Genomic DNA, 23,598 nt, shown 5'->3' with positions numbered 1-23,598 from the left:
AGGTGACCACTTGGCTCTGGGTTCCCGGTGCCCGGTGGTGTCAGGTTCTTCGCGATGGACTCGGCCTCCAAGCCCGTGTGGGCGCCGGAGAACCCCGAGACCGAGATCGGGCTGCCCGCCACCGCCGGCTGGAGCCCGCTGACCTGGACCGTCCCCGAGGCCGACCGCCTGCACGCCATCGGGATGCAGCTCTACTCCGGCGCCGACACCGCGATGACCGTGGGCATCGACGCTCTGACGTGGTGAAACCAGCGCCTACGAGGATGCGCCGGCGCTGGTCCGCCCCAGCGCCGAGGCACGTTTCAGGTGACTGACTTCTGCTCGCTGGTGGCAGTGTAGACCTCCAGCAGCCGCTCCGATCCGTGCAGCAGGGTCTCGCAGATCAGCGCCGGGTCGAAGAGGCAGCCGGCCGCCATGGCGCCGTCGCGCATCATCACGAAGTGGCGGGCCGCGGCCTCCGAGCCCGACTTCTCGATCCTGGCGAGCTGCTCCGTGACCGTGTCGAGGAACCACTGGCGGTGGGCGAGCACGGTCTGGTGCACCGGCGACTCGGGGTCGGGGTATTCGGCGGCGGCGTTGAGGAAGGCGCATCCTCGGAAACCGGGGGACTGGATGCCCTGGGCGATGGACGCGCTGATGGCCTTGATGGTCTCGGCCGGGGGCAGGCCGGCGGCGATGATCTCCTCCGCCTGGCCGCGCAGGGCCCGGTCGACCTCGCTCAGGTAGGCGAGGACGAGGTCTTCCTTGCCGGTGAAGTGCCGGTAGAGGGTGGCCCGGGTGACCTGCGCCTCCATGACGATGCGATCGATGCCGACGGAGTGGATGCCCTCCGTGTAGAAGAGCCGGGTAGCCGTGCTGAGCAGCCGGTTGCGCGCTTCGGACGGCCGGGCTTCTGTGGGGCTGCGCATGTCCGTCATTCTAGCGGTAGAACGTTCGGTCTTGACAGTGTGCGCGCGCCAGGACCATACTCGGGAACGATAGAACGTTCGGTCTTGGGAAGGCCCCCGTCACTGAAAGGCTCGTCATGAGTGCCATCGCTGCTTCATCCGGCATCTCCACCACCGCGTCCGCACTACGCCGGCTGTACTTCGTCCGGTTCGCGTTCGCCATCGTCTGGGCCCTCGTGATGTTCACCACCGCGATGAACCTGGGACCGCTCGCGGTCACCCTGCTGGTGCTCTACCCGCTGTTCGACGTCGGCGCCGCCATCGTGGACGCCCGCTCCTCGCGCTCCACCGGCTCGCCGACCCTCCTGTACGTGAACGTCGCGGTCAGCTCGATCACCGCCATCGCCGTGGCCATCGCGAGCACCTCCGGCATCCCTGCGGTGCTGCGCGTGTGGGGCGCCTGGGCGATCGTGGCCGGGCTGGTCCAGCTCATCGTGGCCGTCCCCCGGCGCAAGATGGGCGGCCAGTGGCCGATGATCCTCAGCGGCGGCATCTCCGTCCTCGCCGGCTCCTCGTTCATCCTCGGCGCCTCCGCGGCCAACCCGACGCTGGCCAACGCGGCCGGTTACGCCATCCCCGGCGGCATCTTCTTCCTCATCTCGGCCCTGCGTCTCGGCCGCGCCGCGAAGGGCAAGTGACATGAGCGAGCACACCTACGACGTCATCGTTCTCGGAGCCGGCCCTGTCGGCGAGAACGTCGCCGACCGCGCGGTGCAGGGCGGTCTGAGCGCCGCCATCGTCGAACGCGAGCTGGTCGGCGGAGAATGCTCCTACTGGGCCTGCATGCCCACCAAGGCCCTGCTGCGCAGCGCGGCCGCGTTAAGGGCGGCGCGGCAGTTGCCCGGAGCGCGCGAGGCGGTGACCGGTGAGATCGACGCGGCCGCGGTGCTGGCCCGCCGTGACTCCTTCGCCTCGCACTGGAAGGACGACGGCCAGGTGGCCTGGCTCGAATCGGTCGGTATCGCCCTGCACAGGGGCCAGGGCCGGATCGTGTCCGAGAAGACGGTCGAGGTCACCGGCGCCGACGGCGCCCGGGTCACGCTGACGGCCCGGCACGCGGTGGTCGTCGCGACCGGGAGCGGCGCGCTGCTGCCCGACCTGCCCGGTCTGCGCGACGCCAAGCCGTGGACCAGCAGGGAGGCCGCCGCCGCGACCGCGGTCCCCGGCCGGCTCGCGATCATCGGCGGCGGCGTGGTGGCCTCGGAGATGGCCACCGCCTACGCCGCCCTGGGCTCCACGGTGACGATGCTGGCCCGCGACGGCGTGCTGCCGCAGGCCGAGCCGTTCGCCGGAGAGCGGGTGACCGAGGCGCTGCGTGAGGCCGGCGTCTCGGTACGCCTCGGCGCGGAGGCCGCGTCGGTGCACCGCGACGAGACGGGAACGGTGCGCATCACGACGGCCGACGGCGGTCAGGTCGAGGCCGACGAGGTCCTGGTGGCGGTCGGCCGCACGCCGAACACCCAGGACATCGGTCTCGGCGCCGTCGGACTGAAGCCGGGCGCCTGGCTCACGGTGGACGACACGCTGCGCGTGCTCGGGCCGGACGGAACCCCGGTCGGGGACGGCTGGCTGTACGCCGCCGGCGACGTCAACCACCGGGTGCTGCTGACCCACCAGGGCAAGTACCAGGCCCGCGCGGTCGGCGACGTCATCGTGGCACGGGCCAAGGGCGAGGCGGTCGAGGACGACCGCTGGGGCCGGCACGTGGCCACGGCCGACGAGCGCGCGGTGCCCCAGGTGGTCTTCACCGACCCCGAGCTCGCGTCGGTGGGGCTGACCGCAGCCGCCGCCGAGGCCGCCGGGATCAGGACCCGCGTCGTCGACTACGACCTCGGCGCCGTCGCCGGATCCTCCCTGCACGCCGACGGCTACCGGGGACACGCCCGCATGGTCGTGGACGAGGACCGCAAGGTGATCGTCGGCTTCACGCTCGTCGGCCCGGACACCGCGGAGCTGCTGCACGCCGCGACGATCGCGGTCGTCGGCGAGGTTCCGCTGGACCGGCTGTGGCACGCGGTCCCTTCGTACCCCACGGTCTCCGAGGTGTGGCTGCGGCTGCTGGAGACGTACGGCCGCTGATCGGCCGGCCGGGGGAGCAGCGCACTCTCCGGCCGCGCGAGCTCTCGGGGGAGGCTCGCGAGCGTGGTAAAGGCCCAGGCCAGGACGGCCTGGGCCTTACCGTTGCCCCCAGCTCAGCTCGCGGCCGGCCCGATGCCGTCCAGCGTGAACATCCTGTTCCACTCCTTCACCCACGCCCGGCCGAAGCCCTCGGCCGCGTTCAGTGGCGTGGTGCGGGCGTCGAACGTGCCCGTGGCCGGATCGAAGGCGAGCTCGGCGGCGCCGGCCCCCTTCACGTTGTGGGAGTCGAAGTCCGGGTTGAACGTCTTCACGCTCAGCCCGCCGGCGTCGTCGGTGTAGGCGAAGTCCCCGGTGCCGATGCTCACCGACCGCGTCAGCACGTTGTGCGCCGGGACGTAGACGGAGTCCGGGTTGCTCCACACCTGCTCGTCCGTGCACTCCGTGGTGCCGATCTCGGTGCAGACCCGGCCGTCGGCGGTGGACGGGACGTACCAGTCGCGGATGTTCGGATACTGCCTGGCGTAGTGGCGGTACCACTTCTCCACGTTGCGCCGGGTGTTGGTGAATCCGGTGCCGTCACCGGGCTTCAGCATGTCGTTGAACCGCTCGACCACGACCTTCGCGTTGGCCACCGGCAGCCGCTTGCCGCCCTCGTGGTAGAGCTTGTCGTGGCCGATGTACTTCACGTCCTTGAACACGTTGTCGGCCGCGACGTTGCTGTGGCCCGACTGGTAGAACAGGCCGTGCTGGACGGTGTCGAAGAAGTTGTGGTGCACCACCATCCCCGACATCCCATCGTCCATGTAGATGGCCTGGTTGCCGTCCGCGCCGATGTCCCTGAACAGGTTGTAGGCCACCACGTTGTTCAGGTACGTGTAGTCCCGCCCGGCGTAGATGACGCCCTGGTCGGAGGCGTGCGTCACCAGCCGTTCGAACCTGTTGTGGCTGATCTCCATGTCGTTGCCCATGATCTGGATGGCCATGTGCGGCGCGTCGTGGACGTCGTTGTAGCGGAACGTGTTGCCGACGCCGTACATGTAACCGGCGGGCGTGTACGTGGCCAGCTTCGAGAAGTCGTAGATCTCGTTGTGCTCCACCACGTGGTCACCGCGTTCGAGCGAGTCGCGGTCGCCGCCCGCTGTGAAGACGCCGCCGCCGCCCAGGTCGTGCAGCCTGCTGTTGACGACGCGGTTGCGGTGGCCGCCCCGGCTCGTACGGTATTCGGCGATGGCCGTGATCGCGTCGTTGGCCTCGCCGATCTGGACCGCGTCCATGCTGACGTTGAGGATCTCCAGGCCGTCGATCGTGCAGGACTCGGCGTCGAGCAGGCGCACGCCGGTGCCGGTGGTGCCGTTCAGCTTCAGGCCCTTGAGCGTGACGCCCCTGACGTTCTCCAGCTCGAAGAACGGGGCGTCGAAGGAGGTCAGGCTGATGGTCTTGCCCTCCACCGTCCCGCCGGGCGGGTAGTAGTAGAGGGTGTCGTGGCCCTGCCAGCGGTCGATGTAGTACTCGCCCTCGGTGTCGAGCTCGCTCAGCACGTTCTGGGCCACGAACGACGTCCACTTGTCGGTAGCGACGTACATGGTGGGGTAGGTCGTCCTGAGCTCGTTCCCGCCGGCCTGGTCGATGCGTACGCGGTCGTTGGCGTAGTTGTTGCCGAAATATCCGGCCAGCCAGCCGTCCGTCTCGACCTTCGTGCTGTCGGGCTCGGCAGCGCCGATCGGCTTGGCCCACGTGGTGTGGCGCTCGGCGACGGCCCGGTCGGCGACCGCGTAGACGGGGCCGGGGAGCTTGAGCATGTCCTCGTACGGCAGGGTCGTGCCGTCGGCGGTCTTGTCCGAGAAGTAGTCGCGGGCGCCCTTCGGGGCCTCCTTGACGGTGACGTGGGTGCGGTCGAGCTTGGCGGCGCCGTTGGGATACTGCGCGAGGGTCTGGGCGACGTCGTCGGTGATCAACTGGGGGGCGAAGGGCTGGGGCTTCCAGTTGAAGCCGTTCTTGTTGAGCGTGCCGGTGGGGATGCCCTCCGCGCCCAGGTCGTAGACGTGAACGCCGGCCGCCGCGGCGGCGGGGACGCGCGAGCGCGACGACCACTTCGCCTCGCCCTCGGGCACGTCGCTCAGCCTGCGGAACTTCTCCGGCGCGAGCGTGGTCACGCCCGCGAGCTCGACCTGCTCGCCCGGATAAGCGGCATAGGTGACGTACGACTGGGCGGGGCCCGTCACCTCGATCGTCCTGGACGTCTGGTAGACGCCCTCGCGGATGTAGACGACGCCCGGCCTGCGCTCGCTCGTCCGGCCGGCCAGGGCGTCGCGGGCGCGTTCAATCGTGGCGAACGGGTCTTTCTCGGTGCCGGTCGCGTCGTCCTTGCCGGTCTTGGCGACGTACACGACGGTCTGGGCGGGGGGTGCGGCGGCGGTGGGGAGCGCGGGGAGTGTGCCCGCCAGCAGGGCTGCCACCAGGGGGATCGTCACTCGTCTTGGCATGCTCGGGCAGACCTCATCACGTAGCAATCGATACAATAGTACAGGCGGCCAAAAGTCCGTTGGGGTGAACCGTAACGCCCGCGTGGCGCGAGTTCAATGGTTTGACCAACCGACATGCGATGACGTAACCCGATATATGCCGATTCATCGGCGGGGGCGCTCAGATAAGGTGATCTACCGGAAGCATCGGGAGGGCTGCCACCATGGAGTTCGCCGTTCTGGGGCCCCTGCGCGTGCACGGACCCGACGGGCCCGTGCACCTCAGCGCCAAGCAGCGGGCCGTGCTGGCCACCCTGCTCATGCACCCGCGCGTCGTGGTCTCCACCGAGCGCCTGATCGCCGCCGTCTGGGACGACCCGCCCAGGTCCGCCGTCGCCAACCTGCAGACCTACCTTTCCCAGCTCCGCCACGCCCTGCGCGGCACCTCGCTGCGCCTGCGCACCGAGTCCTCCGGGTATGTCTGCGAACTGCCGCCCGGCCAGCTCGACCTGCTGGCGTTCGAGGAGGCGGTGCGCCGGGCCAGAAAGGCCAGGGAGGCGGGGGAGCGGCAGGCCGCCGAGCGCGCCTACGGCGAGGCGGTGGCGCTGTGGCAGGGCAGCCCGGCCGAGGACGCCAGGCTCGGCGGCGTGATGGCCGCCAGGATCGCCGAGCTGGAGGAGCAGCTCGTCCTGGCCAGGTCCGAGTGGATCGACGTCCGGCTCGAACTCGGGCGGGACGACCTCGTGGCCGAGCTGCGTACCGTGGTCGCCGCCCACCCGCTGCGCGAGCGGTCATGGGCCCAGCTCATGCTCGCCCTGCACCGCAGCGGCCGGCGCAGCGAGGCGCTCGACGCCTTCCGCGAGGCCCGCACGCTGCTCGCCGGCGAGCTCGGCATCGAGCCTGGCCCCGAGCTGGCCGAGCTGCACGCCGCGCTGCTGGCAGGAGACCCGGCGCTGAGCGTACGCCCTGGCGCGCCCGCGTTCCTGGGGCCGTCGTGCCAGTTGCCCGCGGCACCTCCGACTTCGTCGGCAGGCGGGCCGAGCTGGAGGTGCTGCTGACGGCGGCGCGGGCGCGGCGGGACCAGGGGTCGCCGCCGATCGTCGTCGTCTCCGGCCTGCCCGGCGTCGGCAAGACCACGCTGACCGTGCACGCCGCCCACCGGTTACGCGCCGACTACCCCGACGGCCAGGTCTTCCTGCGGCTCGGCCGCGACGCCGCCGGGCCGCGCCGCCCCGCCGACCTGCTCAGCGAGCTGCTGCGCTCACTCGGCGTGGACGGCACACTCATCCCCGAGCACCTGGAGGAACGGGCCAGGCTGCTGCGCCAGCGGGTGGCCGACCTGGCGGTGCTCATCGTGCTCGACGACGCCCAGGACGAGACCCAGGTCCGCCACCTGCTGCCCGGTACGGCCCGCTGCTGCGTGCTGGTCACCTCCAGATCGCGCCTGCCCGTGCTGGAAGGCGCCACCCGGCTGCCGCTGGACCTGCCGGGCGAGGACGATGCCAGGCAACTGCTCGAACGCATCGCCGGCGGGGCCAGGCTGGGGGCCGCGCCGGACGCCGAGCTGGACATCCTGCGCGCCTGCGGCATGCTGCCGCTGGCGATCAGGGTGGCGGGGGCGCGGCTGGCCATCCGCCCCGCCTGGCCGGTCCGCGAGTTCGCCGGCCGGCTCGCCGACCGGCGGCTGGACGAGCTGGTCGTGGGCGGGCTCGACGTCCGCGGCACGTTCGGCGGCAGCTATGCCGCCCTGCCCGAGCCGGCCATGCGGGCGTTCCGGCTGATCGGGCTGGCGGACCTGGGCAGCATCGCGGAATGGTCGGCCGCCGCGCTGCTCGGCTGCTCCGCGCTGGAGGCGGACGTGGCGCTGGAGACCCTGGTCGCCGCGGGCATGCTCGACTCCAGGGAGATCGACGAGGCCGGGCAGCCGCGTTACCGCCTGCACGACCTGCTGCGCGTCTACGCCGAGGAGCGCGCCCTGGCCGAGGACAGCCCCGAGGAGCAGCGGGCCGCGCTGGGCCGTCACGTGCTGGAGTGCCTGCGCCGGATCAGGGCGGCCACCAGCGATCTGCCCATCCCGACCGCGCCGCCGTACCCGCTGGAGGAGCCGGGGCGGGCCGGGCCGCCGGTGGAGGGCGCGGGCATCGGCTGGCTGGCGGCCGAGCGCAGGACGCTCGTCCACAGCGTCTCGGCCGCGATCGAGCTGGGGCTGGTCGCGGAGGCGGCCGAGCTGGCGCACCACCTGTCGGCGTACCTGAACCTGGAAGGCTTCCTCGACGACGTCGAGCGCACGCAGCGGGCCGTGATCGCGGCCGCTCTCGACGAGTGCACCGCGCTGCGGGCGGAGCTGCTGCTGGCCGGGGTGCCGCTGTCGCGGGGCGCCTTCGGCGCGGCCGGGGCTCACTTCAGCCGGCTGCACGACGGCTTCGAGCGGATCGGGGACCGGCACGGGGCGGCGTACGCGCTGATCAATCGGGCGGCCTGCCACCACGGGGCCGGGCTCCTGCACGAAGCGCTCGACGACGCCCACCGCGCGATCCGGCTGCTGGAGGAGCTGGGCGACGCCGGCGGGCTGGACTACTCCTGGACCTGGCCGATCTGGATCCACATGGAGAGGGGACAGTACGCCGAGGCCAGACGGCTCTGCCAGGACCGGCTGGCCGTGGCCGGCGACGACCGGCGGGTGCGCGGCGACCTGCTGCGGGCGCTGGGCACGGCCTGCTACCTGAGCGGCGAGGCGGCCGAGGCGGTCCGCTACTACCAGGAGAGCCTGCTCATCAGCGAGGTCATCGGGCACCGGGTGGCGACCGGCAAGGTGCTGCGCCGGCTGGGCGAGGCGCTGGGGGCGCTCGGGCGCTTCGACGAGGCCGTGGACGCGCTCGACGGGGCCCGCTCGCTCTTCCGCGAGAGCGGGGACGGGCTGGGGGAGGCGCTGGCCACGTACGCGCTGGGGGAGGTGCGGCTGCGTCAGGGGCGGGCGAAGGAGGCGCTCGCGCTGCTGGCCGGCGCGTACGAGCGGCTCGGGCCCGACGGGCCGCCCGTGTGGCGGGCCCGGGTGCTCAGGGAACTCGGCCGGGCGCACGCAGGGGTGGGGGAACGTGAACGGGCGGAGGCGGTGTGGCGGGAGGCGTTGCGACTGTTCGAACACGGTCCTGAGGCCGCCCAGGTGACCGCCTACCTCGCCGGCCGCGCTTGAGGCGCACGGGCACCCCTGGAAGGGCTCACTCAGCCGGCTGCAGGAAGGTGACCACGGGCACCGTCTCGGCCCCCGACTGCCTGGCCGCCCGCCGCGCCGCGCCCGGCGTCGGCCCTTCGCCCACGACGCCGCCGTCCGCCAGCGCCACCCACCGTCCCTGCGCCTGGCCCTGCAGCGGCTCGGGAACGAACTCCAGCGCCCGCTCCACCTCGGGCCGGCTCGGCACGGGCACGGGACGCGAGCGCCAGTACAGCCACTGCACCACGATCAGCGGCCCCAGCGTGGTCAGCAGCGGCACCGCGCCGCCCCCGCCGAGGAAGGCCGCCACCACGACCGCCAGCAGCGCCGCGTCCACGCCGGCCGCCGTCCATCCCGCGACCCGCCCGTAACTCCGGTACGCCACCAGCGGCCACAACGTGAGCATGAGACAGTCGCCGAGCCCGACCAGCGACGGCTCGGGAGCACCTCGCGTGGCCAGCACCGGCGCGAACGGCAGCCCGTCCAGGCGGGCCACGAAGTCCAAGGTCAGCGAGGTGAGCCCGGTGGCCAGCGTGTCGTACAGGGTGAGCGCGGCGGCCAGCGCCGCCACCTGGGCGGGGGAGATGGCCGTCTGCACCCACAGGTTGACCGCGCCCACGACCAGCAGGATGACCGCCACGTCGTTCAGCACCAGGACGACGCCGCTCCACCCGGCGAAGTACGCCGCCACGTCCCCGCCGCACAGCACCAGGGCGGCGAACCCCGCCACCCGCCCGCCCAGCACCGGGGCCAGCGTCAGCTGCGTGAACGTGAACACCACCACCCCGAACACCGACACCACGATCGCGACCGGCACGTGCAGGTACGCGAACGGCATGGCCACCAGCGCGACGACCATGACGGCGATGTCCGCGCGGACGAACCGGCCCACCGGCGGGCGCGGGATCGTGTAACGGGACAGGAACCAGGCGGACAGCGCGACCGTCAGCGCGATGAGCGCGTGCAGGCCCAGGACGTGCGGGATCACCGGACTCCTAGCGGTACGGGGGCGGCGTGCTCGAAGCTGTGCTCGATCAGGTCCGCCCGGACCTGGCAGGGGACGGGCAGGTCGCCGGGGGTCTCGACCAGGACGATGCCCCTGATCGGCAGCCCCTCGGCCCGCTCCTCCAACCGGCTGAGCAGGGTCGCGTCGTCCTTGCCCGACACCACGTACAGGATGTCGTCCTCGACCGCGTACCTCGTCGGCAGCGGCAGCGTCCGCTCCGCCTGGAGCACGTCGAGGACGTCGCGGGTGGTCAGGCCGCTCGTACCGGTGAGGCGGCCGAGGACGCGGGAGGTCGCCGGGATCGCCGCCATCGCGCAGGTCACGGGCGCGGACTCCGGCAGCGTTCTGACCAGGTCACCGGTGACGTACCGGAGCAGGAGGGTGGTGTCGCGGAAGGAGGAGTAGGGGGTGATGACGAGGACGGCGGTCGTGTCCGGCGCGGCCGGCTCCAGCGTGACCGGATCCAGCACCTCCACCAGCCCCTGATCGGCCGGCAGATGCAGGTGCCCGTCGTCGCACACCTGGCCGGTGACCGGGGCGATCTCCGTCATCGAGTAGCCGTCGAAGACCTTCGCGCCCAGCACCTCCTCGGCCCGCACCCGCAGCGCGTCGGTCAGCACCTCGCCGCCCGACCACACCTCGATCAGGCCGAAGTCGCGCGGGCTCCAGCCGCCCCGCTCGGCCTCCTGCACGAGCGCCGCCAGATAGGAGGCGGTCACGTTGACATGGCTGATCAGCGGACGCTTCCCGGGAACGTGCAGCGGTGTGGCCAGCCGGTCGAGCGCGGCGCGCGGATCGATCATGCCGAGATGCACGAACCCGGCGCCCGTCATGGGCACCGCCCGCTCGGCGACCACCTGGGCGATCGACCGCGAGCTGATGGCGTTGGCCCACAGATGCTCCTCGCGGACGCCGCCGGTCAGCATCAGCGCCAGGGCCGCCATCGAGGACATCAGCTCGACCTCGTACGCGGAGAACCAGACGAGCGTGGGGCTGCCCGTCGTCCCGGTGGTGTGGGCCAGCACGGCGGGACGGGCCCGGTCCGACACGAAAGCGGCCGGCATGCCGCGCAGCGCCTGCTTGGGCGTCGGGGGAAGATCGGCCAAGGTCATGCCCGGTTCGCCGATGCGGCGGTAGTAGGGGACCTCCGCCAGGGCGTGCTTCATCGTACGGCGCAGGCGCCGCTTCGTGAGATCCTCCTGGATCTCCGGATCGGCGGCGGCCAGCATGTCGTCGGAGCCCTCACCGGGCGACCCGAACGCCTCCATGGTGGCCCGAGTGTCGTCCACCAGCGCGCGCACGTCCCGGATCCGGAACCGCCGGCCGGACATCATCGTCCACGCGTAGCCCAGTTGCCGCATCGCTGTGCCGAACACGCCTCACCTTCCTCCGCCTGTTCCCCCCGGGGCTGATCCCCCGGGGGGCGTGAACCTGCCCGGCGGGTCAGCCGATGTGCACGAACACCGCGGTGGACAGGGCGCTGACGGCGTACTTGGCGTAACGGCGAGCGGTCTTGATCATGGGGCTCTCCCTCTCGTTCCGTGGACGGGGCTCGACGCCCCCTCTCACGGAGCAACGATCAGTTCAGGCCCTACAAAGTGACTACAGAGCGGCTACAGGGGTTTCGCCGGCCGGCGACGGCGCAGACCGGCGAGCGCGGCCCCCGTGATCACGAGCCCCGCCACCACCACCATCCGCCCATCAGGCCCCGCCTCCCCACCCGCCCCTGTGGCCACCCCTCCGGTGGGGGTCTCGGCAGGGGTTTTCGTGGGGGTTTCTGCGGGGGTTTCCGCAGGGTCGGTGGTCTCCGTGTCGGTGGGTTCAGGGCTTTCGCTGCCGGTGGTGCCCGGATCGGGCTCGTCGTCCTGCCCGGTCGTGGGGACCTTGAGCGTGTAGGTGGTCAGTGCCGCTCGATTCCGCACCTCGCACCGGATGGCGGGGGAGGTCGGGGTGGTGCCGAAATTGATGGCGCCCGGCCGCACGACGCCGGTGTCAGCCCGGCCGGGCGTGGTCAGCAGCTCCACGCGAGTCGCGGGCAGCGGGATGTCCGCACCCGGCGTGATCGCCTCCAGCGTGCCGACGCCGGTGGCCGACGTCAGGCCGGGATACTCGCTGATGCCGGCATAGGCGTAGAGCTTGGTGCCGTCGTCGAGCCCGGCGAGGGGAGCCTTGAGCGCGGCGCCCTCATAGGCCCCCTGCCAGCCGATGGACAGCTGATCGCCCACGGCGGTGGTGGTCGGCATCGTCAAGGTGACCCGCACCTTGATGTTCTGCGTCTCCGAACCGGCCTTGCAGGCGTACTCGACGACGTCGGTGGCGAGCACGCGCGGTCGCTCAGCCGCGTCGGCCTGGGTCGGTAAGAACAGGATCATGGCGGCGGTCAACATGGCCGGCTGGACACGCACGGCGGCTCCTCTGCGACGGACGGTGCACAAGGGAGACGGGGTGAACGTGCATTCGGTTGACACGGAAGCCCGGCCGTCCCGGCCGGGCGAGCCGCGCGTGGGCGAGCAGGTACAGGGCGTGCGTCAGCATACGTCGATGTAGTAGACGGGATCCCAGTCGACGCGCACGATCTTGCCCGCGTCGATGGTCCGCAGCGTCTTCTTGTTCTTGTCCATCAGGACGACCTTCGCATCGTTGACCTGATGGTTCGCCACGGCGCCGTCGCCGATGAAGTTGGACACCCAGCGATCGTCCGGCTTGCAGTAGGTCACCTCGAAGAGGGTGTGCTCGCCGTCGCCCTCCCCGGCGGCGAGGCAGGCGTACTCGCTGTCGCAGTTGTGCAGCATGGTGTCTCTGAGCAGCGTGGACGCGTCGGGGGTCACGGTCTCGTGCGGGCCGAAGAACTGCATCCACGGCTCCCACGCGGCCGCGCTCGTCCGTCCCTGGGCTTTCGACTCCTCCGCCTGCGCCGCCGGCGCGCCCGCCGACAGCGCCGTGACGAGCGCGAGAACGACTACAGAGGCCGACGCGACTCCGGGCCGTGGCTTCATGAAGCTCCGCATGATCTGGTCCTTTCTCAGCGTTCGGACCGGACCAGTCAAACAACGACCCGACTCAGATCGGCTTCCGCTCGGCTTCACCCCGTCAAGAAAGAGCGCGTTCGGCGGTGTCCTGGGCGGCCAGGAAGGCGGAGATCTGGGCCGCTCCCGTCCGCCGCAGCCAGGTGTCGAGGTTCATCAGGCCCGGGTGCAGGGCGCGGGCGAAGGCGACGTCGGCGCGGTAGCCGCGTTCGTTCAGCCAGGTGTAGGCGTAGGCGAAGTCTTCCCCGATCCGCGCGATCTCCTCGATCGGGATCTGTACGGACGGCAGCGACCGGCCGATCGCCGCCGAGACGGCGGCGGCGATCCGGCGTGGGGTCAGTTCGTCCCCGGCCAGGTCGACCGCGCGGCCGATCCACTCGCCCGGCCGGTCGAAGGCCAGCGCGGCGAAGACGCCGACGTCGTCGACGGCCATGATCTGCTGCGGTACGTCGGGATCGAACGCGGTGGCCAGGGCGCCGTCGCGCAGGTAGTAGCCGCCGGTGTAGTTCTCCATGAACGAGACCGGGCGCAGGAAGGTCGCGGGCAGGCCCAGCCGGGTGATGTGCTGTTCGATCCGCCACTTGTTGACCGTGTTGACCGGCAGTTTCTCGGTGTCGTGGCGGCCCGCGCCGGCGAGCGAGGCGTAGACCAGGTGCCGCACGCCGGCCGCGTGTGCCGCGTCGGCGACGTTGCGGCCCCACCGGACCTCGTCCTCGGCCGAGAAGCCCGCGGGGGTGCCCGGGGAGCCGACGGTGGGCTGCACGCTGAACAGGCCGTAGGCCCCTTCGGCGGCGGTGACGAGCGAGGCGAGGTCGTCCATCTCGGCCCGGACGAGCTCGGCGCCCGCCTGGGCCAGCGCGCGGGCCGCCGGGGCGTCCGGATCGCGCGTCACCGCCCGTACTCGCCGGCCGCCCGCGAGCAGGTGTGCTGTCACGGCCCGGCCCTGCAAGCCGGTCGCTCCCACCACCACGATGGTTTTCACGAAATGTCTCCAGAAGGTAGGCACGCGGCGGCCATCCACCTAAGTGGGGTGGCCCCCCGGTTATGAGTGAGTACGATATGGAGGGCCACCCCGTTTTTGCAAGCCCGCCGGAGAACGACATGCCGCCCGACAGCCGTACGACCGCGTCCGCGCGGCCGATGCGCGCCGACGCCCGCCGCAACTACGACCGCATCGTGGCCGCCGCCGCCGAGGCCGTCGCCGAGCAAGGGGCCGAGGCGTCCCTGGAGGAGATCGCCCGGCGGGCCGGCGTCGGCTCGGCCACGCTGCACCGCCACTTCCCCTCCCGGCAGCGGCTGCTGGAGGCCGTCTTCCGCGACAAGGTCGAGGCCCTGTGCGCCACCGCGGAAGACCTGGCCGCCGGCTCCGACGACCCCGGGCAGGCGCTGGCGACCTGGCTGGGAGCCGTCGCCAGGCACGCCGTGGCCAACCGGGGCCTGGCCGCCTCGCTGATGCGCGGAGCCCACGACGGCGACCCTGCCTGGGGCGCCACCTGCCACACGATGATCACGGACGCCGGAGCGGACCTGCTGGCCCGCGCCCGCCGGGCGAACGCCGCCCGCCCCGACGTCTCGATCACGGACCTGCTCACCCTGGTCAACGCCATCTGCCTGGCCGTCGAGCACGAGCCCGACGGCGCGGCCCAGGCCGACCGCCTGCTCACCCTCGCGCTCACCGGAATGCGCCCTGCGGGCCCCGGCGTGGCGAGCCGGTGACCACGCGGACGGCCGACGTCGCGCACGTAACGGCGCCCGGCCCTGTGCGGGCTCAGCGGCCGTTCTCCTGGAGGCCCTCAGCCACGTGCGGAGGGTGGCGGTGCCGTCGGCTGCGCCGTAAAGGATGAGGGTAGGTGAAGAGAGGACGACGGAGATCGGCCCGACCGCGGAAGCCGCTCAGACCTGGCCGATCCCGCCGTCCACGGGAAGATCGATCCCGGTGACGAAGCTCGAGTCCGCGGAGGCGAGGAAGAGCGCCGCGGTGGCGATCTCGTGCACGTCGCCGAGGCGGCCGACGGGCACCTGCGTGGCGATCTGCTCCTTGAACCCTGGAGGCAGGTCCGCGAACGCGGGGGTGTCGATCGCGGCCGGGCTGAGGACGTTGACCCGGATCCCGCGCGCCTTCAGGTCGGTGGTCCACGTGCGGGCGAACGAGCGCAGCGCCGCCTTGCTCGCGGCGTAGACCGTCGTGCCCGGATCGCCCTTGTCCGCGGCGCCCGACCCGACGAGCACGACCGAGGCGCCGTCGGACAGCAGCGGCAGCAGCTTCTGCACGGTGAAGAACGTCCCGCGCACGTTCACGCCGAACACGGCGTCGAACGACTCCTCGGTCACGTCGCCGATGGGCTCGTTCCACGTCCAGGCGCCGGCGCTGGCGACGAGCACGTCCACCCGGCCCCTTTCGGCCGCCACCACTTCGGCCAGGCGCGTCACGTCGGAGATCCGGCCGACGTCCCCGAGTACCCCCGTCACGTCGCGGCCGATGGCGGCCACCGCCGCGTCCAGCCGGTCCTGGTGCCGGCCGGTGATGACCACGTGCGCGCCCTCCGCCACGAACACCTTCGCCGTCGCCAGTGCCAGTCCGGAGGTCGCGCCGGTGATCACCGCGACCTTCCCGTCGAGCTTCGCCATGTCTCTCCCTCTGCGTCAAAAATGAGAGGTCTCTCATTTTTGACGGTCACTGTAGCGAAGATGAGAGCATCCTCAAAGTTGAGACATGTCGCACTTTGCTACGGTGGCCTCATGCCTTCCAGGGGAAACCCGCCGCCCGCCCGCCGCGACGCCCGCCGGAACCGCGAGCGGCTGCTCGAATGCGCCCGGAGCGCGTTCGCCGACCAGGGCGCGCAGGCCGCACTCGACGGCATCGCCCGGGAGGCGGGCCTGGTGGTCGGCACCCTCTACCGGCACTTCCCGACCCGCCTCGACCTCCTGTGCGCCGTCCTCGAACCGAAGCTGCGCCACGTGATCGCCGAGGTGGAGGCCGCGTCCGGCCTGGCGGATCCGTGGGAGGCGTTCCGCGGCCTGCTCGAAGCCCTGTGCGCGGCCCAGGCCGGGGACCGGGCGTTCGGCGACTTCCTGGCCCGGCGCTTCCCCGGCGACGACCGCACCGACGCTGTGCACGGTGAGATCTGCGCGCTCGCGCAACAGGTGCTGGAACGGGCGCAGGCGTCCGGCGCCGTCCGTCCGGACGTCACCGGCGCCGACCTGTTCCTGCTGCTCTGGGCGAGCAGCAGAGTCGCCGAGGCCACCCGGGAGGTGGCCCCGTCGATGTGGCGACGACACGTCTACCTGGCCTTGGACGGCTTCCGGGCCGCGAACCGGCTCGACCTTCACGAGCCCGCCTGGGACGCCGAGCAGCTCCACAGCGCGATGGCCGGGCCGGCGAAACAGGCGGGCAGGGCCCACGCTGGTGCGGGCAGCGACTGATCTGTCTCGGCACTAGGCCCAGGACGCATTCCCCCGTAGAGACGCACATTGACTCCGGCGCCTTCCCCGATTCCATCACGTTATGTGAAAGTTGGCGCTACTTTCGGTGACGTTGATGGAGGGGCAATGAAAGAGCTGCACGGCTTCGAGCTCGAACCTGAGGTGCAGGAGTGGCTGGTTAGCCTGAGCGATGGCGACTTCAAACGGGTCGATGAAGTGGCAGGACTGTTGGCCGAGAAGGGTACCGAACTTGGTGGCCCATGGCCGGATCACCTGGAAGGACCGGTATGGGAATTGCGGCTCCGGCTTCGGGATGTTGCGGCCCTGGGTAACGTACTGGTGTACAGCGAGCAGGACGATTGCGTTGCTCACGGTCTTCAGAAAGACCAGGCAACATGATCAGAGGCAGATCGATCGAGCCGTCCGAGCACAGAAGATCTGTGAGCGTGATCACTGGGGCCCGGTGAACGGGATCTTCGGGAGGCAGGCGTGATGTCCGGCTAGCACACCCGCTGGGAGCCCGCGAGTTCGCAGGACGAAGATCCTGAGCGGATCGCCATTCGCGAGGCTCTGGCCTTCGGGCAGGCCTTGTACGACCGGCGGATCGCTCTCGGGCTCAGTGCGGCCGAGCTGGCCCGGCGGGCGGCCATGACCGAGGACGAGATCGAGTGCATCGAGGAGGGCGGCACGGCGCCGAGCGTCGTGCTGTTGCGTCACCTGGCCGCCGCTCTGGACGCCGATGTTCGTCTCACCGCCGGTCATGGCATCGGGTCGCTCTGGTTCGAGGGCCGCGCCGCGTGAGCTCGCCGACCGGCTGACGGCGCGTGAGGCGGTGGTCGTAGGGTGCGGGTATGTCGTTCATCGTTACGACGGGCGCCACCGGTGCGCTTGGTGGCAGGATCGCGGCGCTGCTGGCCGAGGCCGGTGCCGAGCAGCGGCTGGTGTCGCGGCGGGCGGTCGGACGCGCGCCCCGGCTCGACCGCGCGACGGCCGTCGACGCGGAATACGGTGACCGGGCGGCGATGCGGCAGGCGCTCGACGGGGCCTCGACCGTGCTGTTCGTGTCCGCGTCGGAGAGCGCCGACCGCCTCGACCGGCACCGCGCCTTCGTGGCCGCCGCCCGTGACGCCCAGGTGACCCACCTCGTGTACGTCTCCTTCTACGGCGCCGCCCCCGAGGCCACGTTCACGCTGGCGCGCGACCACTGGGCCACCGAGCAGTGCATCCGCGAGAGCGGGCTGGCCTTCACCTTCCTGCGCGACAACCTGTACGCCGACTTCCTGCCCGCCATGGCCGGCGACGACGGCGTGATCAGGGGGCCGGCGGGGCGCGGGCGGGTGGCGGCCGTGGCTCAGGACGACCTCGCACGCGCGGCGGCCGGCGTGCTGCTGCGGCCGGGCCCGCACGAAGGGGTGACGTACGAGCTCACCGGCCCCGAGGCGCTGACGCTGGAGGAGGTGGCCGCCATCATGACCGAGATGACCGGGCGGGAGGTCGCCTATCACGAGGAGACGGTGGCGGAGGCGTACGAGTCGCGCCGCGTCTACGGCGCGCCCGCATGGCAGGTCGATGCCTGGGTGTCGACCTACCTGGCGATCGCGGCCGGCGAGCTCGAAGGGGTCACCGACGCGATCCCCCTTCTCACCGGTCAGCCGGCCACGACCTTCGCGGAGCTGCTCAGACGGCGAACACCTGAGAGTCGTCCGCGAACGCCTTGAACTCCAGCGCGTTGCCGGCCGGATCCAGCAGGAACATCGTCCACTGCTCGCCCGGCAGCCCCTCGAAACGCAGGTACGGCTCGATGACGAACACGATGCCCGCCTCCCGGAACCGGCCGGCCAACTGGTGGAACTCCGGAATCGTGAGGATCAACCCGAAATGCGGCACGGGGACGTCGTGGCCGTCCACCGGGTTGTGCGCCCGCTGCGCACGCGACGGCGCCAGATGGGTGACGAACTGGTGCCCGCGCAGGTTCCAGTCGATCCAGGTGTCTGAGCTGCGGCCCTGGGCACAACCGATCAGATCGCCGTAGAAGTGACGGGCCGCGTCGAGGTCGTCCACGGGGACGGCGAGGTGGAAGCGGGGCAGTGCGGGCGTGGTCATCAGGGGGTCTCCTTTCCGCGATGATCACTAGGTACCCGCCGCCGCCCGAAGCTCACCAGCCCTCGTCGAGGCCGCAGATGTTCACCGTGACGCTCTTCTGGCTGCGGGCGGGGGTGATCACCTCGAAGACCACGCGGTACGTGCCCTCTCCCTTCCATGTGATGGACGGGAGCAGCGGCCGTGACCCTGGCGTGCCCGACTGCCTGCCCTGGTTCTGGCCGTTGACCAGCCAGCGGTAGCTGTAGGTGCCGGTGGCCGAGACCTTGGCCCAGATGTTCATGTCGTAGCGCCAGCAGTCGCCCACCCTGATGCCCTCATAGGTGAACGTCACCGACTTGACGCCGCCGCCGGTGGACGGCTCGGCGGTGGTGGGCTTCACGCTCGGCTGCGTCGTGGTGGTCTTCCTCGTGCGGACGGGCGTGGGGGTAGGTGGCGCGGGCGTGTCGCGGGGGGTCTGCGTGGTCTTCGGGGTTCGGGCCGGGGTCTTGGTAGGTCTCAGAGTTCTGGCCGACTGCTTGGCCTTGCTCGTCGTACGGGTCGAGGCGGGGGTGGAGGCCGGGCCGGTGATGGCGGCCGTCGTGCCGGGGCCGCCTCCGCGCCAACCGGGCCACCACACCCACGCGGCGGCCACGCCCGCCGTCACGACGACCGCCGTGCCGCCGGCCAGGAGCGCGAGCACGAGACCGTTGCGGGACGACGTGCGCATGGGACCGGTCGTCTCGTGCGCGAAGGCCCTGCCATGGACGGCCCCGTGAACCGCCCCAGGTCCGGGGATCGGCCCGGGGCCACCGCCCGCTCCGGGGCCACCGGCCGTGCCCGGGGGCGGTCCCGCTGGGAAGAGGGCGGGGCGGGGCGGCTGGGGTGGGCGCACGGGGGACGCGCCGATGAGCTGGAAGAGGACGTCCTGCATGGCCGGGCGGGCCGTGGGATCCTTGGCCAGGCAGGCGTGCACGATCGAGCGCAGCGGCTCAGGCACGCCGTCCAGCCGCGGCTCCTCGTACTGGATCCTCCTGAGCACCGCGGGCAGCGAGTCGTTGCCGAACGGCGGCGCGCCGGTGACCGCGTACACCATCACCGACCCCCACGCGAACACGTCCACGGCCGGCCCGGCGGGCGCGCCGAGGAACTGCTCGGGAGCCATGTACGCGGGCGTCCCCACGATGCTGCTGGTCCGGGTCACCGCGTCGTCCATGGCGCGGGCGATGCCGAAGTCGATGACGCGCGCCCCGTCGCGGCCGAGCAGCACGTTCGCCGGCTTGAAGTCGCGGTGCACGACCCCGGCCCGGTGGATGGCGGCCAGCGCGGTGGCGGTGGCGACGGCCAGGCGTTGCAGGTCCGCCCCCATGTGCGGGCCGGCCTGCTGCAGCGAAGGCCCTTCGACGTACTCGGTCACGATGTACGGCCGCCCGCCCAGCGAGGCGTCCAGCACCTGCGCGATGCAGAACGGCTCCACCCGCCGCGCGGCGGCGATCTCCTTGGCGAAGCGGCCGTCGCCGATCACGCCCTCGCGCAGCACCTTGATCGCGACGCGGGTGCCGTCGGGGGCGGAGCCCAGGTAGACGATGCCCTGGCCGCCCTCGCCGAGTTGCCCGACGATCCGGTAGGGGCCGATGGCCTCGGGCGTCATTGGTAGTCGTCCAAAGAGCAGACTTCGATCGTGATGCTCTTGCGGGTGGCGGCGGGCGCGGTGACGTTGAGGGCGATCGTGTGGCGGCCGGCGTCCAGCATGTACTGCCCGGACGTCACGAACGCCGTGTACTCGCCCTCCGACACCCAGGACCTGTTGTTCACGCGGACCTGGCCGTCGATGGTCCACTTGTACGAGACCCAGATGCCCGGCCTGCTCGACTCCACCGAGGTCTGGAAGTGCACCGGGGGCATGTAGCAGCCGCTCGCGTCCGACTGGCCCGGGCCGCCGAACATGTCGATCTGCAGGATGCTGATCCTGGCGCTGGTGGCGGGCTTCCTGGTGGTCCTGGTCGGGGCGGGGGTCGGACGGGCGCTCGTGCGCGCCGGTGTACTTGTCCGGGTGGGGGTCGCGGTGGGCTTCCGGGTGGGTTTCTGGGTCTTGGGGGCGGTGGTACGGGGCTTTGAGGTGGTCTTCGTGGGCTTATGGCTGGGTTCCGGCGTCCTGTCCGCCGTGTCGTCCTCGTCGGCGTCCGGGTCGGTGTCTTGATCGGTGTCCTGGCTGGTGCCCGGGGTGGGGGAGCCCGCGGAGAGGAACGCCGTGCCCTTCCAGCCCGACCAGGGGGCGGCCCAGACGACACCGGCGATGAGCGCCGCCACCATGAACCCGGCCACCCCGGCGGCCACGGCCACCAGCACCGACCCCCGCCGCTTACCCCGGTACTCGGCCCCGTTCCCCGGCGCCTGCCCAGACCCATGTCCCGGTCCGTAGCCGTGACCGTGCCCCGCGCCCGCTCGCCCCGCGCCCGGTGGCATCGCCCCCGGCGGCCCTGGCATGGGAGTGCCCTGGGCCCAGCCGCCCAACCCCGGCCCCGGCCCCGGCCCCGACGCCGGCCCCGCCCCAGGCCCTGCACTGGACTGCGGTGGTGGGCCGGCGTTCTGGCCGCTGAGAAGGCGCAGGATCACGTCCCGCATCGTCGGCCGCCGCCCCGGATCCTTGGCCAGGCAGTCGTACACGATCGCACGCAACCCGTGCGGCAGCTCGCCCAGCTGAGGCTCGTTGTTCAGGATCCGGTTGATGATCGCGGGCATCGTGTCCTGCCCGAACGGCGGCGCGCCCGTCCCCGCCCACACCATCACCGACGCCCACGCGAAGACGTCCGCCGCCGGACTCAGCGGCTGCCCGGCGAGCTGCTCAGGAGCCATGTAGGAGAGCGTCCCCACGATCCCGCCGCCGTGCGTGACGGGGTCGTCCATGGCGCGGGCGATGCCGAAGTCGATGACACGCGGCCCGCCGGGCCCGAGCAGCACGTTCGCGGGCTTGAAGTCGCGGTGCACGACCCCGGCCTGATGGATGGCGGCCAGCGCGGTGGCCGTGGCGACCGCGAGCCGCTGCAGGTCGGCGCCGGTGTGGCGGCCCGCCTGCTGGAGCGAGGGGCCCTCGACGTACTCGGTCACGATGTACGGCTGCCGGTCGTCCGGCGAGGCGTCGAGCACCTGCGCGATGCAGAACGGCTCCACCCGCCGCGCCGCCTCGATCTCCTTGGCGAACCGCGCCCCGAACCCGGCGCCGCCGCGCAGCACCTTGACCGCGACGCGCCGGCCGTCGGGCGCCTGCCCGAGATAGACGGTGCCCTGCCCGCCCGCGCCGAGGCGGCCGAGCAGCCGGTACGGTCCTACCGCCGGTGGGTCGTCCTCCCGCAGCGGTTCGACGTTCGCCATGAGAGAAGTGACTCCTGAGACGGGTGCGGCAGATCTTTACGTACGATAGCGACTCGAATCAGGATTTGTGGTGAAGTCACACACCCACCGAAGGTTCCTTCATCCAGACCTCAGTAGTCCCGCGCCCGTGGCAGCGCCGCCACCACGACCAGCCCGCCGCCCTCCCTGGGCCGCGCCCTGACGTCACCGCCGTGCGCCACCGCCACCGACCTGACGATCGACAACCCCAGCCCGGCGCTGGTCCCGGTCACCGTCCGCTCGGGCCGGTGCCGGTGGAACGGCTTGAACAGCAGCGGCACGTCGTACGGCGCCACGCTCGGCCCGGTGTTGCTCACCTCCACCTCCACCTGGAACTCCGACACGGTACGGCTGACGATCCGCACCCACCCGGTGCCGTCGTCGAGGTTGTAACGCAGCCCGTTCTCCACCAGGTTGTGCACCAGCCGTTCGAGCAGCAGCGCGTCCCCGGTGGTCGGGGCGGGGGCGCTGACCTCGTACAGGGTGACCTTGCGGTCGGCGGCCTCGTCGGCGCTCTGCGCGGCCACGTGCGTCACCACGTCCGCCAGGTCGACCGGCGAGCGGTCCGCGACGTCCTGCTCGGACCTGGCCAGCAGCAGCAGCCCGTTGATGAGCCGTTCGTGCCGGGTGTTGATCTCCAGCAGGCTCTCGCCCAGCTCCTTGACGTCGGTCGTGGCCGTACGGCGGTGCATGGCCAGCTCGACCAGCGCCCGGTTCAACGTCAGCGGCGTACGCAGCTCGTGGGAGGCGTTGGCCACGAACCGGCGCTGCCCGTCGAAGGAGTGGTCGAGCCGCTCCACCATGGTGTCGAACGTGTCGGCCAGGTCCTTGACCTCGTCGGCGGGGCCGCTGAGCGCGATGCGTTCGTGCAGCCCGCGTTCGGCCATGGGAGCGGCGGCGATCCTGCGGGCGGTGTCGGTGACCAGCCGCAGCGGCGCCAGCATCCGGCCCGCCACCACCCAGCCCAGCCCCACGGCCCCGCCCCCGACCACGACCAGCGCGACGGCGCCCTGCGCGAGCAGCGAGGTGAGCGCGGCGGACTGGATCCCCGCCTCCTGCTGCCGCAGCCACTCCTTCGCCTCCTCGCCGTAGACGGTGACGCCGTCCCTGGTGAGGAAGACCTGCTTGCTCCTGCCGGGCTCGGAGGAGGAGAAGCGTTCCTCGAAGGTCCGGTCGAGCTGCTGGTTGAACAGCAGGTACGTGACCGCCAGCAGGGCCAGCCCGGCGAGGAAGAACAGCGCCCCGTAGACGGCCGTGAGCCGCAGCCTGAGCGTGGGCCGCAACGAGCTGGGCCGCGGAAGTCTCATGCGATCCGGTACCCGACCCCGGCCACGGTCTGCACGACCGGCGGGTCGGCGAGTTTGCGGCGCAGCTTGAGTATGGTGAGCCGGACCGCGCCCGTGAACGGGTCGGCGTTCTCGTCCCATGCCTTCTCCAGCAGTTGCTCGGCGGACACGACCGCGCCGTCCGCGCGCAGCAGCTCGGTCAGGACGGCGAACTCCTTCTTCGACAGCGGCACGAACCGCCCGTTCCTGAACACCTCCCTGCGCGCCGGGTCGAGCGTGATCCCGGCCCGCCGCAGCACGGGCGGCACGGCCGGCCGCGAACGCCGCCCGAGCGCCAGCACCCTGGCGGCCAGCTCGGGGAAGGCGAACGGCTTGGGCAGGTAGTCGTCGGCGCCCAGGGACAGCCCGGTCACCCGGTCGTCGAGCTGGGCGGCGGCCGTGAGCATCAGCACCCGGGCGGCGCACTCGGAGGCCACCATCTCCCGGCACACCTCGTCGCCGTGCACGCGTGGCAGGTCGCGGTCCAGCACGACCACGTCATAGTCGTTGACCGCGATCCGCTCCAGCGCGGCCGCACCGTCGTGCGCCAGATCGACCGCGTGGGTCTCCTCGCGCAGCCACTCGGCGATCGCGTCGGCGAGCGTCGGCTCGTCCTCAACCACCAATACCCGCATGGCGTCCTCAGGTCC

24 protein-coding genes are annotated in these 23,598 nt (G+C 71.7%); 10 read left to right on the top strand and 14 right to left on the bottom strand.

Annotation, left to right across the window (positions count from 1 at the left end):
* The first annotated feature begins 54 nt into the window (after positions 1-54).
* The gene (locus AB0C27_RS25700) at positions 55-246 is read left to right on the top strand and encodes a hypothetical protein (protein WP_357848212.1); all 192 of its coding nucleotides are present in this window, start codon (positions 55-57) and stop codon (positions 244-246) included.
* 56 nt (positions 247-302) lie between these two features.
* Here the strand turns inward: AB0C27_RS25700 and AB0C27_RS25695 are convergent, their stop codons facing one another.
* Positions 303-908: a TetR/AcrR family transcriptional regulator gene (locus tag AB0C27_RS25695; RefSeq protein ID WP_357848210.1), complete on the bottom strand. Its 606-nt coding sequence runs from the start codon at positions 906-908 to the stop codon at positions 303-305.
* Positions 909-1,024: 116 nt separating this feature from the next.
* On the opposite strand from AB0C27_RS25695, the gene AB0C27_RS25690 reads away from it, so the two are divergent.
* Together AB0C27_RS25690 and AB0C27_RS25685 are read left to right on the top strand one after the other, a co-directional pair.
* Positions 1,025-1,585 (top strand): hypothetical protein, encoded by a 561-nt coding sequence (locus tag AB0C27_RS25690; protein ID WP_346106220.1) that lies wholly within the window; start codon positions 1,025-1,027, stop codon positions 1,583-1,585.
* 1 nt (position 1,586) lies between these two features.
* Positions 1,587-3,026: an NAD(P)/FAD-dependent oxidoreductase gene (locus tag AB0C27_RS25685; RefSeq protein WP_357848208.1), complete on the top strand. Its 1,440-nt coding sequence runs from the start codon at positions 1,587-1,589 to the stop codon at positions 3,024-3,026.
* Positions 3,027-3,139: 113 nt separating this feature from the next.
* Here the strand turns inward: AB0C27_RS25685 and AB0C27_RS25680 are convergent, their stop codons facing one another.
* A complete protein-coding gene (locus AB0C27_RS25680; RefSeq protein WP_357848206.1) occupies positions 3,140-5,509 on the bottom strand; it encodes a right-handed parallel beta-helix repeat-containing protein in 2,370 nt (789 codons plus the stop codon).
* Positions 5,510-5,712: 203 nt separating this feature from the next.
* Here AB0C27_RS25680 and AB0C27_RS25675 point away from each other — a divergent pair, with 203 nt between their 5' ends.
* Positions 5,713-6,546: an AfsR/SARP family transcriptional regulator gene (locus AB0C27_RS25675; protein WP_357848204.1), complete on the top strand. Its 834-nt coding sequence runs from the start codon at positions 5,713-5,715 to the stop codon at positions 6,544-6,546.
* The gene (locus AB0C27_RS25670) at positions 6,483-8,681 is read left to right on the top strand and encodes a tetratricopeptide repeat protein (RefSeq protein ID WP_357848202.1); all 2,199 of its coding nucleotides are present in this window, start codon (positions 6,483-6,485) and stop codon (positions 8,679-8,681) included. The genes AB0C27_RS25675 and AB0C27_RS25670 overlap by 64 nt, the downstream gene beginning before the upstream one ends.
* A 25-nt stretch (positions 8,682-8,706) precedes the next feature.
* On the opposite strand, the gene AB0C27_RS25665 is transcribed toward AB0C27_RS25670, so the two are convergent.
* The 6 genes from AB0C27_RS25665 to AB0C27_RS25640 form a co-directional block, all read right to left on the bottom strand.
* The gene (locus AB0C27_RS25665; RefSeq protein WP_357848200.1) at positions 8,707-9,687 is read right to left on the bottom strand and encodes a hypothetical protein; all 981 of its coding nucleotides are present in this window, start codon (positions 9,685-9,687) and stop codon (positions 8,707-8,709) included.
* Entirely contained in the window at positions 9,684-11,081 is a 1,398-nt protein-coding gene (locus AB0C27_RS25660; RefSeq protein WP_357848198.1) for an AMP-binding protein, read from the bottom strand. Before AB0C27_RS25660 ends, AB0C27_RS25665 begins: the two co-directional genes overlap by 4 nt.
* A 67-nt stretch (positions 11,082-11,148) precedes the next feature.
* Positions 11,149-11,274, bottom strand: coding sequence for a hypothetical protein (locus AB0C27_RS25655; RefSeq protein WP_346106229.1), 126 nt, complete (start codon positions 11,272-11,274; stop codon positions 11,149-11,151).
* Between the two features lie 44 nt (positions 11,275-11,318).
* Complete coding sequence (locus AB0C27_RS25650; RefSeq protein WP_357848196.1) at positions 11,319-12,110, bottom strand: hypothetical protein; 792 nt, start codon at positions 12,108-12,110, stop codon at positions 11,319-11,321.
* 123 nt (positions 12,111-12,233) lie between these two features.
* Positions 12,234-12,713, bottom strand: coding sequence for a hypothetical protein (locus AB0C27_RS25645; protein WP_357848194.1), 480 nt, complete (start codon positions 12,711-12,713; stop codon positions 12,234-12,236).
* Positions 12,714-12,795: 82 nt separating this feature from the next.
* The gene (locus AB0C27_RS25640) at positions 12,796-13,713 is read right to left on the bottom strand and encodes an NmrA/HSCARG family protein (RefSeq protein ID WP_357848192.1); all 918 of its coding nucleotides are present in this window, start codon (positions 13,711-13,713) and stop codon (positions 12,796-12,798) included.
* A 62-nt stretch (positions 13,714-13,775) separates the two neighbouring features.
* Between AB0C27_RS25640 and AB0C27_RS25635 the strand changes: the two genes are divergently transcribed.
* Positions 13,776-14,447 (top strand): helix-turn-helix domain-containing protein, encoded by a 672-nt coding sequence (locus AB0C27_RS25635; RefSeq protein ID WP_357848190.1) that lies wholly within the window; start codon positions 13,776-13,778, stop codon positions 14,445-14,447.
* A gap of 177 nt (positions 14,448-14,624) precedes the next feature.
* Here AB0C27_RS25635 and AB0C27_RS25630 read toward each other — a convergent pair whose 3' ends face one another.
* Positions 14,625-15,359, bottom strand: coding sequence for an SDR family oxidoreductase (locus tag AB0C27_RS25630; RefSeq protein WP_357848188.1), 735 nt, complete (start codon positions 15,357-15,359; stop codon positions 14,625-14,627).
* A gap of 111 nt (positions 15,360-15,470) precedes the next feature.
* Here AB0C27_RS25630 and AB0C27_RS25625 point away from each other — a divergent pair, with 111 nt between their 5' ends.
* From AB0C27_RS25625 to AB0C27_RS25610, 4 genes are all read left to right on the top strand, one after another.
* Positions 15,471-16,154, top strand: a complete 684-nt coding sequence (locus AB0C27_RS25625) for a TetR/AcrR family transcriptional regulator (RefSeq protein ID WP_357848186.1) — start codon at positions 15,471-15,473, stop codon at positions 16,152-16,154.
* A 126-nt stretch (positions 16,155-16,280) separates the two neighbouring features.
* Entirely contained in the window at positions 16,281-16,553 is a 273-nt protein-coding gene (locus tag AB0C27_RS25620) for a hypothetical protein (protein ID WP_357848184.1), read from the top strand.
* A gap of 153 nt (positions 16,554-16,706) precedes the next feature.
* Complete coding sequence (locus AB0C27_RS25615) at positions 16,707-16,955, top strand: helix-turn-helix transcriptional regulator (RefSeq protein WP_357848890.1); 249 nt, start codon at positions 16,707-16,709, stop codon at positions 16,953-16,955.
* 50 nt (positions 16,956-17,005) lie between these two features.
* Complete coding sequence (locus AB0C27_RS25610) at positions 17,006-17,872, top strand: SDR family oxidoreductase (RefSeq protein ID WP_357848182.1); 867 nt, start codon at positions 17,006-17,008, stop codon at positions 17,870-17,872.
* On the opposite strand, the gene AB0C27_RS25605 is transcribed toward AB0C27_RS25610, so the two are convergent.
* The 5 genes from AB0C27_RS25605 to AB0C27_RS25585 form a co-directional block, all read right to left on the bottom strand.
* Entirely contained in the window at positions 17,832-18,257 is a 426-nt protein-coding gene (locus AB0C27_RS25605; RefSeq protein ID WP_357848180.1) for a VOC family protein, read from the bottom strand. The genes AB0C27_RS25610 and AB0C27_RS25605 overlap by 41 nt on opposite strands.
* A 52-nt stretch (positions 18,258-18,309) precedes the next feature.
* The gene (locus AB0C27_RS25600; RefSeq protein WP_357848178.1) at positions 18,310-19,884 is read right to left on the bottom strand and encodes a serine/threonine-protein kinase; all 1,575 of its coding nucleotides are present in this window, start codon (positions 19,882-19,884) and stop codon (positions 18,310-18,312) included.
* Positions 19,881-21,605 (bottom strand): protein kinase, encoded by a 1,725-nt coding sequence (locus tag AB0C27_RS25595; RefSeq protein ID WP_357848176.1) that lies wholly within the window; start codon positions 21,603-21,605, stop codon positions 19,881-19,883. The genes AB0C27_RS25600 and AB0C27_RS25595 overlap by 4 nt, the downstream gene beginning before the upstream one ends.
* Before the next feature lie 110 nt (positions 21,606-21,715).
* The gene (locus AB0C27_RS25590; RefSeq protein WP_357848174.1) at positions 21,716-22,930 is read right to left on the bottom strand and encodes a HAMP domain-containing sensor histidine kinase; all 1,215 of its coding nucleotides are present in this window, start codon (positions 22,928-22,930) and stop codon (positions 21,716-21,718) included.
* Complete coding sequence (locus AB0C27_RS25585; RefSeq protein WP_357848172.1) at positions 22,927-23,583, bottom strand: response regulator transcription factor; 657 nt, start codon at positions 23,581-23,583, stop codon at positions 22,927-22,929. Before AB0C27_RS25585 ends, AB0C27_RS25590 begins: the two co-directional genes overlap by 4 nt.
* Between the last annotated feature and the right edge of the window lie 15 nt (positions 23,584-23,598).

It is taken from the genome of Nonomuraea sp. NPDC048882, assembly GCF_040649755.1.
In the GTDB taxonomy this organism is placed as follows: domain Bacteria; phylum Actinomycetota; class Actinomycetes; order Streptosporangiales; family Streptosporangiaceae; genus Nonomuraea; species Nonomuraea maheshkhaliensis.
This window is presented reverse-complemented; position numbering and strand designations above follow the sequence as displayed.